Origin of the sequence: Gracilibacillus orientalis, assembly GCF_900114645.1 — a bacterium.
Lineage (GTDB): Bacteria > Bacillota > Bacilli > Bacillales > Amphibacillaceae > Gracilibacillus > Gracilibacillus orientalis.
Window position 1 is genome coordinate 148206 of the sequence record NZ_FOTR01000009.1, and the last position, 13535, is coordinate 161740.

11 protein-coding genes and 2 other annotated features are annotated in these 13535 nt (G+C 38.8%); all 11 genes read right to left on the reverse strand.

Annotation, left to right across the window (positions count from 1 at the left end):
• Positions 1-302: 302 nt before the first annotated feature.
• Positions 303-1091, reverse strand: coding sequence for a tryptophan synthase subunit alpha (gene trpA, locus BM121_RS16060; RefSeq protein ID WP_091484671.1), 789 nt, complete (start codon positions 1089-1091; stop codon positions 303-305).
• Positions 1084-2289, reverse strand: a complete 1206-nt coding sequence (gene trpB, locus BM121_RS16065) for a tryptophan synthase subunit beta (RefSeq protein ID WP_091484672.1) — start codon at positions 2287-2289, stop codon at positions 1084-1086. The genes trpA and trpB overlap by 8 nt, the downstream gene beginning before the upstream one ends.
• A 1-nt stretch (position 2290) precedes the next feature.
• Positions 2291-2902: a phosphoribosylanthranilate isomerase gene (locus BM121_RS16070; RefSeq protein WP_091484673.1), complete on the reverse strand. Its 612-nt coding sequence runs from the start codon at positions 2900-2902 to the stop codon at positions 2291-2293.
• Between the two features lie 2 nt (positions 2903-2904).
• Positions 2905-3684 carry an indole-3-glycerol phosphate synthase TrpC gene (trpC, locus tag BM121_RS16075; RefSeq protein WP_091484674.1) on the reverse strand — a complete coding sequence of 260 codons (780 nt, stop codon included), beginning with the start codon at positions 3682-3684 and terminating at the stop codon, positions 2905-2907.
• Position 3685: 1 nt separating this feature from the next.
• Positions 3686-4711: an anthranilate phosphoribosyltransferase gene (trpD, locus tag BM121_RS16080; protein ID WP_091484675.1), complete on the reverse strand. Its 1026-nt coding sequence runs from the start codon at positions 4709-4711 to the stop codon at positions 3686-3688.
• Positions 4708-5295, reverse strand: a complete 588-nt coding sequence (locus tag BM121_RS16085; RefSeq protein WP_091484676.1) for an anthranilate synthase component II — start codon at positions 5293-5295, stop codon at positions 4708-4710. The genes trpD and BM121_RS16085 overlap by 4 nt, the downstream gene beginning before the upstream one ends.
• Positions 5292-6671 carry an anthranilate synthase component I gene (gene trpE, locus BM121_RS16090; RefSeq protein ID WP_091484677.1) on the reverse strand — a complete coding sequence of 460 codons (1380 nt, stop codon included), beginning with the start codon at positions 6669-6671 and terminating at the stop codon, positions 5292-5294. Before trpE ends, BM121_RS16085 begins: the two co-directional genes overlap by 4 nt.
• 85 nt (positions 6672-6756) lie before the next feature.
• Positions 6757-6980 (reverse strand) — a binding site (T-box leader).
• Positions 6981-7040: 60 nt separating this feature from the next.
• Positions 7041-7287 (reverse strand) — a binding site (T-box leader).
• 85 nt (positions 7288-7372) lie between these two features.
• Entirely contained in the window at positions 7373-7921 is a 549-nt protein-coding gene (locus BM121_RS16095) for a 3-dehydroquinate synthase II domain-containing protein (RefSeq protein WP_091484678.1), read from the reverse strand.
• 273 nt (positions 7922-8194) lie between these two features.
• On the reverse strand, positions 8195-9487 hold the full coding sequence (locus tag BM121_RS16100) for a Gfo/Idh/MocA family oxidoreductase (protein WP_091484679.1): 1293 nt from the start codon (positions 9485-9487) through the stop codon (positions 8195-8197).
• 751 nt (positions 9488-10238) lie between these two features.
• On the reverse strand, positions 10239-11075 hold the full coding sequence (locus tag BM121_RS16105; RefSeq protein WP_091484680.1) for a LysM peptidoglycan-binding and 3D domain-containing protein: 837 nt from the start codon (positions 11073-11075) through the stop codon (positions 10239-10241).
• A gap of 204 nt (positions 11076-11279) precedes the next feature.
• On the reverse strand, positions 11280-12824 hold the full coding sequence (locus tag BM121_RS16110) for a bifunctional metallophosphatase/5'-nucleotidase (protein ID WP_091484681.1): 1545 nt from the start codon (positions 12822-12824) through the stop codon (positions 11280-11282).
• Between the last annotated feature and the right edge of the window lie 711 nt (positions 12825-13535).

Consider the following 13535-nt stretch of genomic DNA (forward strand, 5'->3'; position numbering starts at 1 on the left):
TTTACAGTATGCCACCATAAAGAGATTGTGTGAATTCACTTTTTTGCGAAAACATATCCTTTTTTTAGATTTTCCTTGATCCCACACTTATCCACATCTATTTTTATGTTGATAACAGTGTGGATAAGTGTTTTTTAGTAAATATAGACTATTTTTTTCTCGCATAATTTTCTAATGTGCATTATATGATAGTTATTTACTAAATTGGTGCTTACATATTTTTGGTTAATTTACATATAATTTAACCGGAAAGCTTTAACATAAAAAAAGTCACCTGAGGTTCTAACCTCAAGCGACTTTTCTTACCTTTGTTTTGAAATATGTGCGGATGCGATTAATTCGCGTATTGCATCCCTGTCATCCTTATATAAGGAATCAACGATTTTACTTCCAACTACCACTCCATCGCAATGTTCTGTTAATGAGTGTACATGTTCAGGACTGGATACACCAAATCCAGCGAGTACTGGTACATTACTTTTTTCTCGAAGTGCTTGTAAATGAGCACCCAGATTTTCTTGAAAAGAAGCACGAACCCCTGTAGTTCCAGTGACGGTCACAGCATAGAGAAAGCCTTCCGTACGCTTTCCGATCTCAGCTAAGCGTTCATCCGTACTGGTTAATGCTGCTAAACGAATGAGTGCAATTTCGTTTTTCTGTAAAGCAGGGACGATGATTCCTTCTTCCTCCAAAGGTAAATCAGGAATGATTAATCCATCGACTCCTGCTTCCTCACAAGTTTTAGCAAAACTATCTACGCCATAAGTATGAATCGGATTAATATACGTCATCAGCACAATTGGGATATTCCGGTCATCTTTGCTTTCTTTTAATTTTTCTAGAACCGCACTAAGTGATACGCCATTTGCCAATGCACGGAGACCCGCTTCTTGAATTGTCGGACCATCTGCCACCGGATCTGAAAAGGCAATCCCTAACTCTACGACAGTTGCACCTGCTTCTTCTAAAAAGGCTAGCTGCTCATCTAATTTGTCTAAACCACCATCACCAGCCATGATATATGGTACAAAGGCTTTATCTCCACGTTCTAATACTACATTGAATGCCTGATCTATTTTTTCCTTACCCATTTGCTTCACCACCTAATGCATCTCTCACTGTTTCCACATCTTTATCTCCACGGCCAGATAAACAAATAACCATCACTTCTTCTTCTTTCATTTCCTTGGCCAACTTCATCGCATATGCAATCGCATGGGAGCTTTCCAATGCTGGAATAATCCCTTCTGTTCTTGATAATTCCTGTAAGCCATCTAGCGCTTCTTCGTCTGTAATATCAACATAGTTGACACGACCAATATCCCGTAAGTGACTGTGTTCAGGTCCTACACCAGGATAATCAAGACCTGCAGAAATCGAATGCGCTTCTTGGATCTGTCCGTTTTCGTCTTGTAATAAATAGGTCATCGTACCGTGCAAGATACCTTTTTTTCCATAACTCAATGTGACAGCGTGTTGATCCGTATCAACACCTTTTCCGCCAGCTTCGACGCCATAAAGCTTCACTTCTTCATCCTCAACAAACGGATAGAACATTCCCATTGAGTTACTGCCGCCCCCGATACAAGCAACTACCGCTTCCGGTAAGCGACCTTCTTTTTCTTTCACTTGTTTTTTCGTTTCAGAACCAATCATGCTTTGGAAGTCACGAACGATTTGCGGGAATGGATGCGGTCCGACAACAGAACCAATAATATAATGGGTGTCCTCAACATGGCTTACCCAGTAGCGCAATGCTTCGTTTACAGCATCCTTTAATGTACCGCTACCTTGATCGACACTTTCGACACGAGCACCTAGTAGTTCCATACGAAAGACATTAAGTTTCTGACGACGAACGTCCTCTTTTCCCATGAAAACCACACACTCTAAGCCAAGCAAGGCGCAAACCGTAGCAGTTGCCACCCCGTGTTGACCTGCGCCTGTTTCTGCGACAACTTTTTTCTTACCCATTCTTAAGGTTAAAAGCGCTTGTCCCAATGCATTATTAATTTTGTGCGCACCAGTATGATTTAAGTCTTCACGCTTCAAGTAAATTTTCGGACCACCTAATTTTTTTGTAAAACGTTCTGCATAGTAAAGCGGTGTTTCCCTTCCTACGTATTCTTTTAAATAATAATCAAATTCATCTAAAAATTTCTCATCATTAATAGCTTCCTTATATGCCTTTTCCAATTCTAAAACGGCTGGCATTAACGTTTCCGGTACAAAACGGCCACCGTAATCCCCGTAATGACCTGTTTCATTTGGCACATGATATTTAACCATTTTAATCACCTTTCTTTACTGCATTTATAAATGTTTGTATTTTGTCTACATCCTTCTGGCCATCAGTTTCGACACCACTGGATACATCGACACCAGCAGGAGCAACTTCTGCGATCGCCTCTTCGATGTTATCGACTTTCAGACCACCTGCAAGCAAAATCTTTTTGTTCAAAAAGTCAAATTCTTTTACTATGGACCAGTCGAACGCTTCGCCTGATCCGCCACGATATTTACCGGCCGGGCTGTCTAATAAATAGTACGCACAGTCATAGGGTTCAATTTCATCCAAATCGCTCGCCTGACGCACCTCAAATGCTTTAATTACGGGCAAGCCAATTTCCTGACAAAAAGCAGGCGACTCATCCCCATGTAATTGTACATAATCCAAGCCAACATCACGAGCTATTTCCTGGATTACCTCGATGCTTTCATTGACAAAAACACCGACTTTCTGCACATGAGATGGGACAAATCGGGCCAATTTGATTGCCTGGTCTTTCGTGACTCTTCGTTTACTTTTGGCAAACACAAATCCAATGAAATCTGCACCTGCTTCTGCTGCAGTTTGAATCGTCTCTTCATTTTGTAATCCACAAATTTTTACTTGAACCATACTTATTCTCCTAACGGCACTCTTAAACTGTCAAATGTTTCTTTTAAGTCAACAGAACGCATCATTGTTTCACCAACTAAAATTCCTTTGGCACCAACCTTCTGCACACGTTCAACATCTGCTTTTTCCTTCATGCCACTTTCACTGATTAATAGTGTTTTAGTTGTGTCTATTTTTTCTGCCAGTTTCTCGGTTGTAGCGAGGTCTACTTCAAATGTCTTTAGATCACGGTTATTGACCCCGATAATCTTTGCACCGATTCGTTCAGCAACCGCTAACTCCTCGTCATTGTGTACCTCAAATAAAATTTCTAAGCCTTTTTCATCAGCATATTGATACAATGCTGCTAGTCTTTGTTCAGGCAAGGCTGCTGCGATTAATAAAATCAAATTCGCACCGGCATCATACGCACGGTCAATTTGAATTTCATCAATAATAAAGTCCTTATTCAATACCGGAATCTCCACTACTTCCCTGACCGCTTGCATATCTTCAATCGTTCCTTGGAAAAAAGGTGTATCGGTTAGCACGGAGATCGCACCTGCTCCACATGTTTCGTAGATGCGTCCTTGTGTAGCAGGTTCGACCCCATCATTAATTAACCCTTTCGACGGTGAAGCACGTTTCATCTCTGCTATAATGCTCATCTTTTCAGCGTTCATAAAGGTATCATATAAGGAAATATTGACACGTCTTCCATGTATCGATCCCGGCTGATAGCTGTCTTTTAATTCCGCTACTTCCTTTTCTTTTTCTGCTATAATTTTATCTAAAATGGTCATGTTACACCTCTTGTTTCATGTTATTGCTTATCGAAATAAGATTCTCTAATTTAGCTAATGCGGCACCGGAATCAATTGACTCTCGTGCTAATTCTACCCCTTTTTGTACCGTATCTGCTTTGCCATTAGCAAAAATGCCTAACCCTGCATTTAATAAAACTGTGTCACGATGTGGGCCTTTGTTTCCTTCTAATACACTGCGTAAAATCTCTGCATTTTCTTTCGCATCGCCACCTCTGATTAAATCATTTTCTACAATTGGCAAGTTCACTTCTTCTGGTTTAAGGGTGAATTTCATAATTTCACCTCGATCTAATAATACCAAATGATTCTCACCTGCTAAAGACGCTTCATCCATATAACCAGCACCATTCACAATCAATGATCGTTTGCGCCCTAATTTATGCAATACACCTGCCATTGTTTCTAATGAGTCACGACGATATGTCCCCATCAATTGAGAAGTTAGTTTCACAGGATTCGTTAATGGTCCAATCACATTAAAGATAGTCGGCACACCTAATTCTCTTCTCACTTTCATTGCACGCTTCATTGCTGGATGTACATTTGGCGCAAATAAGAAGGCAATACCATTTTGTTTTAAAATGGCATATGTTTCAGGCCGAGTGAACTCTAAAGGAACACCAAGATGCTCTAATACATCTGCACTTCCTGTTTTACTCGAAATACTACGATTACCATGTTTTGCTACGGTAATACCTGCACCTGCAATGACAAAAGCAGAAGTTGTACTAATATTAAAACTTTGTGAACCATCGCCTCCTGTGCCACAGTTATCCATTGCACCTGCAAGTTCATCCGGCAATGCGAGTGGAGAAATTTCTAACAATACGTTTACTAGCCCTGTAATCTCATCCACTGTTTCTCCTTTTGTCTTCAGCGCTGCTAAAAAGGCACCAATGGCAATATCACTTGTTTCTTCTGAAAAAATAAACCTTGCAGCTTCCTCCATTTCTGTCAATGTCAAATCTTCTTTTTCCATCACTTTTTTTAATAATGTTTTCATGCTTTTTGCCCCTTTCTAATCGACTCAAAAAAATTATTTAATAATTGCTTACCTTTTCCAGTTCCGATTGATTCTGGGTGAAATTGTAGTCCGTAGACAGGTAAATACGTATGTTTGACTGCCATAATTTCCTTATCATCCATTGCCGTTGCGGTTACTAATAACTGATCAGGAATTGTATCTTTTTCAATTACTAGGGAGTGATAACGCATCACTTCTAGCGGTTGCTCTAAATAATTAAAGATTTCATCGTTTTGATGACGAATCATCGATGTTTTCCCATGTTTGATCTGTCCTGCATGTGTGACAGTTGCTCCATATGCGGCACCAATTGCCTGATGACCAAGACATATACCTAAAATCGGAAACTCACTCGATAGAGCTTTCACCACATCAATACAAATTCCTGCTTCTTCAGGAATGCCTGGCCCCGGGGACAGGATAATAGCTTCGGGATCCAGCTCTCTAATTTCCTCTAAAGTGATTTTATCGTTACGGACCACTTCGACTTGTTTGCCTAGTTCTGACATATATTGAAACAAGTTATAGGTAAATGAATCATAATTATCAATTAATAGAATCATTTTTTACTTACCTCCAATAGCGATTTTGCTTTATTTAACGTTTCCTGGTATTCCGATTGCGGATCAGAGTCATAGACTACACCAGCTCCTGCTTGCACATAGGCATGTTGGCCTTTAATTACCATCGTTCGAATCGCTAACGCTAAATCGAGGTCACCATTCATATTGATGTAGCCGACAGCTCCTGCATATACACCACGCTTTTTGTCTTCCAGATCATTAATGATTTGCATGGCCCGGATTTTTGGTGCCCCTGACACGGTACCTGCTGGCAGTGTCGATATCAACGCGTCTAAACCTGTGTAGTTTTGAGTTAATTCACCATGTACTTCTGAAACAATGTGCATAACATGTTGATAACGTTCAATCGTCATATATTTAGGTATCGTTATCGAACCAACTTCACAAACACGTCCCAGGTCATTCCGGCTTAAGTCCACTAACATTTTGTGTTCTGCCAATTCCTTATCATCTGCTAATAATTCCGTTGCTAATTGCTGATCCTCTGTGTCTGTTTTCCCTCTTGGTCTTGTACCAGCAATCGGGTTTGTCACAACCTCTCGTCCGGTTGTTTTAATTAAGCTCTCTGGTGATGCCCCGAGTACAATATAATCATCAAAATCGATAAAATACATATAAGGTGATGGATTGGATACTCTTAACCTGCGATAAAAAGTGAACGGGTCGGCATCAAAGCTTGCTTTCATTCGCTGTGATAAGACCACCTGGAAAATGTTTCCGTCAACAATGTGTTGTTTAGCCGTTTCGACCATGTTCAGATAGGTTTGCTTTTCAATCGATGGTTCGAAGCTGACGAGTAACTCTTCGTCTGGCATTGTTGCTTCCGGTGTCAATATTTGATCCTGTAGTTGATCTAAGTTTGCTGCTAATTGGTCATCATTTCTTGTGCCATCTAAGTTGATCGTCATCATCGTTACCTTTTGTTTCACATGGTCAAAAACAATAACGTCCTGATAGAACATCATGTGGACATCTGGCATGTCTATTTCGTCTTCTAAAAGTTCGCCAATGTATTCGTATTGTCTAATGGCGTCATAGCCAATATAGCCGATTGCTCCACCATAAAAAGCATATGGTAATGGCAGTTCTTCGTTTGGGATATGTGCTTTCACTACTTCTAAAGGCTTTTGCTGAATGGATTGTCTTGTTCCGTCGGTATGGTTAATGACACTTGTTTCAGTCGCTGTTCCGATAACTTCTTTGTACGGATTTAGTCCAATGAAAGAGAAGCGCCCTTTTTCGCCATGACTGATGGAGCTTTCCAATAAAAATTTTTTCTTACCTTTGATTCTGTTGAATACGGAAATTGGTGTGATAGTATCTCCGTTTAGTTCCGTACTTTTATAGTTAACCATTTTAATTCGACTCCTTTTCGCAAAATTTATATTTAATTCTTCCGTAAAAGATAAAAAACCGTCCTTATACATACTTTTTAGTATGTATAAGGACGGTTGATTTACCGCGGTGCCACCTTTGGTTGAAGGGCTATATAATATATAGCCTTCCGCTCGTTATCCGTTAACGGGGATGAGCCGTTGCTCTGTACTATCATTTCCAGGCACTCTCGAAGGTCCATTCCAATTTCCATGTATACCGGATTTTCAGCATCTCCGGTTCTCTGTTATACAGGGGGAAATTGTACTCTTCCTTCTCATCGATTTATTTGATTAATATTTTTCTTGACACTTGGCTTTTTCAGGAAATCAAAAAGGGTTTCCACATCCTAAAAGGACGAGGAAACCCGTGGTACCACCTTTGTTAGCTGCACATACAGCTCACTTAACACGTCAATGGTTGAATCCATGAACGCTACCCTTTTGTAACAAGTGGGTATCTCGCCAAAGCCTACTAAATAATCGTTCGGTTTGGGGCTCGGAAGTCCATTCACTTACCTTGCACACTGATTCGCACCAGCCATCAGCTCTCTTTTGTGCTTGCGTATAAGCTACTTCTCTTCGTCAATGCCATCACGTTTTTTAATGTTGTTACTATCATAGTATGCTCTTGATATTTTGTCAATAGCATCCGCTTGAATTTTCGGAAAATTTACGCAATATTAAAACTCGATAATTTCTTCCTCGATTTTCTCACCAAGATGACGACCTGGTTCATCGACCTTCACTAAAATCCGTTCACCTTCTTGCAGTGAGATTGCTTGTTTTTCCAGATGTTCAGGAGTTAATAAGTGAACACTATCTGCTTCTTGAAGCGTCGCAGAAATTTCCGTATCACCAACGGTTGCTACCACTCGGATAAGAGGACGCTTTTCTATTTTCACCCTACCTATCGCAAGTTTTCGCGTTCCACCTGTTTCATTGTAAACCGTGATGCTATCACCTGGTTTCAGTTCTGCTAAATAAGCTGTCTTCTCACCTTCTTTGACAACATAGTGATGGATCGCCCCACTATTTATCCGAAAAGGTCTGGCAGGATATGTATCGGTTGTGCGATTTTCTGCTAATACTAGAAAGTACCCATGACCTGTATTTCCCAATAGTATTCCCTCTGTCGGTGAAAGATGGTCCACTAAATCTAAACAGACCCGTGATCCCTCACCTATGCTCTCTATGCGGACAATTTCAGCCTCTTGCAAGTTATTTACCACTTTTTAGCCCCCATTCATAATTTTATGCGTTTTTCCACAGAAATTACATAGTTATTATAAAGATTATCATATACAATATATGTTGGATTTACAAATAGGGAGAGGTAACTTATGAGACAATTATTAGTAGTATTATTTCTTCTATTAATTACATGCTTCGGTATGATTGGATATTCAACTAGCAACCATTCGGTAAATGATAAAGTAATAGAAATGGAGCAAGATCAATAGAAGAAATTAAAAGGCTGTTGATCAATCAACAGCCTTTGTCTATTATTTTCTTTTCAAATCAACAAGATCTTCCACTTTTACCGCTTGCCCTGTTGCTAATGATTTATTTCCGGCAATACCAGTTAAAATTGAAATGGCGCCATCAACATGAGAAGCTGCTCGTTTGAATTCATCCTCTTTTGGTACTCCAAATAAGTCATTCAATAACTCGGGGTCACCACCGCCATGGCCACCTTTTTTTTCTTCCACTTCTACTTCATACGATTCTCCAAACATCGGCAACACGCGTATTGATTTCTCACTAAGTTTCCCTTCATCACTCTTGTTACCACCCGAATTGATATAGGATTGCTCACGTACCCGTACTTCGATACGACCTTCTGTACCATTAAAGGCAATTTGATAACCTTCCCATGGTAAATATGCATTTAGGGAATACGTTAAAATTGCTTTATTTTTATAGGTGACATTCACACCTAATGTATCCTCAATATTGATGCCATCACCAAACACACTTTGATCACGGTGATATCCGTCTTCTTTTTCTGCATCTAAATACATCGATTTCAAATGTTCGTTGGACTCTAAATCAATGGCAAATGGATCTTCTTTTGCATATTCACTTCCATGTGCCCTTTCATAGAATTTCGTCACACCACGTTCTTCAGCATTTTCCTTCCCGTAAAAACGAAGGCCGCCTGTTGCATAAACAACATCTGGTTCCGTGTCTAGCCAAAAGTTAACCAAGTCAAAATGGTGTGTGGATTTATGAACGAGTAACCCACCACTGTTACGCTTATCACGGTGCCAACGACGGAAGTAATCCGCTCCATGCTGTGTATCTAAAGCCCATTCAAAGTGAACAGAATTAACTTGACCAATCGCACCCTCTCGAATTAATTCACGGATCTTCGTATTATGTGGTGCATAACGGTAATTGAATGTTACGCGAACATTTTGACCTGTTCGTTCTATTGTATCTATAATCGCTTGTGTTTTTTCAGCATCGACTGTCATCGGTTTTTCCGTAACAACATCACAGCCTAACTCCATTGCACGGATAATGTAACGATGATGTGTTCTGTCCATTGAAGTGACAATGACAATGTCTGGTTTTTCTGTTTCGACCATTTCATCAAAACGATCTGCTGTATACGTATTGATTTCAGAAACTTCATATTTGTCTTTTAATAGTTTGTTAGCATAGTTTAATCGTGTTTGATTTGCATCACAAAAAGCTACTAGTTCACATGTTTCCTGAAAATCACGTACTAATGCACCATAAAAAAATTCTGCACGGCCACCGGTTCCAACTAAAACATATTTTTTCTTCACTTTGAACACTCCTAATGTTTTTTGTAATCGCTTGCAGTTCATAATAACAACGTTGTTAAAATTATAAGATATTTACCCTGAAATAGCAACTCTTAATCTGTGATTTTTTTTAATTGTTTTTGGTTTTATTTGTTTTGTGTCTTAAGAAAGAATAATGCATATGGAATCAAAAATATGAAAAGGCAAGTTATGAAAATGAACCAAGCCTACCATTTCTGGCTATTACTCTTCTTTCAACATAACTTTATGCATTCTTATAGTTAAGAAAAACCAGGAAAGCCCACCCAGTCCTTTCGTTTATAAACCAGGATAATGTACTCTAACCAAGTTAGAAATGATGAAATGTTTTCATCTGCTACGGCAACCGCTTCGGCTGACCGTTTCGCTTTCCGGGGGCATGCTCTTCAGCTAACTTTGAAAAGGAAAGCGCTTTTCAAAATGGATCTTCAGATCACGCTAATTCCCCAGGAGTCGAAACGGTCGGCCTGCGCTATTGTTATGTTCTACAACTTATTTTATAGAATCATTTTTGCGTTTACTGCATCATGTAGACCCCTATTTTCTATCGCTATAAAAAGTTAAAATATTAGCTGTCACCATAGGTGTAGAGCCTATCTTAAAGCGAAGCATTTTTCCGGAGCTATGCCCAGCACTCTATACATTTCAAAACGCTGTTATACCGAGGATTTTATACTTTCTTTCACAAAAAAAACTCTCTCGTTTCAAAACGAGAGAGTTTCTAATTATTTTACTAGTCTAATATAGTGACGTCGACAGTGCGGACGCCCCAATCGTAGGCTTCGTCTTTGTTTGGAACGTGAACATCGATTTTGTTCCCTTTAATCGCTCCACCAGTATCTCCTGCAATTGCTTCTCCATAACCTTCCACATGTACTCTAGTTCCAAGTGGGATAACGCTAGGGTCTACAGCAATTACTTTCATGTTAGGATTTTCTAATAAATCAATTCCTGTTGCAGTGACACCTGAACAACCGTCACATTTTGCAGTATATGCAGTAGCTGAAACTTCAATTGTTTCACCGCTTTGCTCAGAAGATTCTTCACTTGATGTATTGGACTGTTTTTCAACCTTTGGCTCAGAAGCTTCTGGTGTTTCTTCTGTATTGGCTACTTCTTGCGTTTCCTCTGTGTTGTTTGTTTCTTTTGTTTCTTTTGTTTCTACTTGTGTGTTTGCTTCCTGTGTTTCTTCTTGACTTGCTTCAGACTTTTCTTTGTCTACTTCTTTAATAGTTAATTCTTCATCAATAATAATTAAATCTGTTTCGAGGTTATTCCATTCTTTTAAATCGCTAACTGTTACATCATATTCCTTAGCGATCTCGCTTAATGAATCTCCTCTCTCTACCACGTAATCAATTTCTCTATCTATCTCTAAAATTTGTTTTGGAAGAATTAAGTCTGACTCTAGCCCGTTTGTCTCCTTTATTTCTGCAACTGTTGTATTATGTTCTTGTGCAAGTTCCCATAAGCTATCTCCTTTTTCTACTTCGTGTTCCGCTGCTGAAATCGGTAGTACGAAGAAGAAGCTAGATGTTAGAAAACCCATTGACACTAAAAACTTTCGCATCATAGTTGCCTCCTTTCAATGTTGACAAGCACAACTATAACATACCTGAATAACGGTTGTGGTTACAGCAAATTTAAGAGTCTGTAACAAAAATTACGATGTTACAAAGGCTTGTCACATTTGTCATTATGGGGCAATAATGATGGGTTTTATACATCAATTCGTAATATTTTTCTATGTTTATACCAATTTTTCAATCTATCATTATTGAAGGATACGAAAATAACTAGTTGTGTTTGGAACCAGTTCGTCCCTTTTTAAAAGGTCATCAGCAATCAATTCTGTCATATCTATCGGAATATCTTTCACCACTTCTTTGTCTTTAAACATATGATAGTCTCCACCACCACTAGCCCGATAATTGTTCATGACGACTTGAAATTCTTGATTTAGATCAAGTGGCTGCCCTTGATATTCCAAGGTAATCACTCGTTCCCCAATTGGATTCGATGCCTTTACTTCGTAGTAGATCCCTTGCCACATATCATAATTATAAGGTTGAGGTTTGGGTTTCAAAAAGGTCGGATTAATGACCATTTCATTATTTTCCACTTGAAAATAGCTGACGGACTTTTCTATAGCATCTTTTATATCATGCCCTGTGATTTTCAGTACCTTAAGCGTATTGGGATAAATATAATTAGATACAATATCTCTCATCGTTATTTGTTCTGGGAAACCTGGTGACTGGTCGTGAAATAATGCTGTGCAAGAAATATCTGCCTTCGCTATATCCAACTGCAATTGATTAATATAGTTAATAAAAGGATGTCCTTCTAACCGTACTTCCATTGGATCATGTATTTCCATATCACCCTTCACGGTTGTTATAGTTTGATCTAAAAAGGCTTGGACAGCTCTTTCTTCCTCTAGTATGCTATTTTCCACTTGGCTATCTACTATTGTCTGTTCATCTACATAGTGCAGAGTAGAAGTAATTGATTGGATCGTCTGATCAATTTCTAATGTTATTTCTGCTATAGCTTGACCATTATTCCCTGGTTGAACAACTGTTACGCCATTAATCTTTTCTGTTAAAAAACGATGCTGGTGACCTGTAATTAATATATCTATTCCCTCTACTTCCTGGCAGATTTGATAACCTTGATTTTCTCCTGTTAAATCTTCAGTCAATTCACCTGTTTGAGGATCACGTTCCAATCCACCGTGGTAACTAACAACCATTACATCTGGTGCTTCTGTTTTACGAATTTTTGTTACCCAATTCTTTGCTGACTTACAGGCATCTTCAAATGTAAGATTTTCTATATGATTAGGGTCCTCCCAATTGGGTATGTAATGTGTCGTTAACCCTAAAATGGCGAATCGGATACCCGCTATTTCTTTGATCATATAGGGCTTACCTAGAAATGGCTGGTGCGTGTTATTATCGATTATATTAGCAGATAACCAAGGAAAATCGGATGCTTCGACTGCCTCTTGTAAATATTGCAATCCATAATTAAATTCATGATTACCTATTACCGCTAGATCATAGTTTAATTGATTGGCAACATTAATCATTGGACTGGGTTGATCTGGCTGCTTTTTGGCAAAGTAATATGTAAAGGGACTTCCTTGAATAAAGTCTCCGTTATCGATTAATATCGTATCATTTTTCTCCTTTACCTTTTTTATAATAGTAGCTGTTTTTGCCAAACCTATATGTTCTTCTTGATTGTTGCGATAATTCGTGGGCATGATATATCCGTGTACATCACTTGTTACACAAATTGAAACTGTCTTCATTTTGACTCCTCCTCTAAACCTATTATCTAACATTATAACGATAGATATTGGAATTAGGAAAAACTTTACATTATCTTAACTGAGACTTAACACCCTATTTTCATTTATTTGATATAGTTAAAGTGTTCCAAATTGAGCAATGCTGCAAAGATTGCTTTCTCACAAAATGATAGCCCCTTTTTCTTTTGGCCGATGATTATGTCATCGGCTTTTCTTTTTGTAGTTAATAGATAAATTAATATAAAGTAACACTTCCATCAGTCAGGTTTTACGGACGATTAGCACAATGATAAAACACCCTGACATCCCTTCTGTTCATGTAATTCAAAATAGATAAAAACTGCAAAGTAATGAAAATTCTGTTTAGTATAGCTTTTTTCCATTCTTCTGAAGTTGAATGCTAATTCGTCGCTGCGGAAAAGCACTCCCTTTCCGTGGGCACAGGCTTTGAGCTAACTTGGTAAAGAAAACCACTTTACCAAGTGGATCTTCAGCTTGCGCTGGTCCCACAGGAGTGTCGCATTTTTCCGCAGCTTAGATTAGTTTTCTGGTAAAGTGAGAAGAAATCCATAGAATATAATTCCTTGGTTTTTACTCTATAGGAAGCAGAACATCACGTGTCCGAAGACCCCACAGCGGAGGTATAACACTCACTTACTTCAGAATGGTAGGAAACAAATTCACAACAAGTTTACTTCACAGTTTTTATTT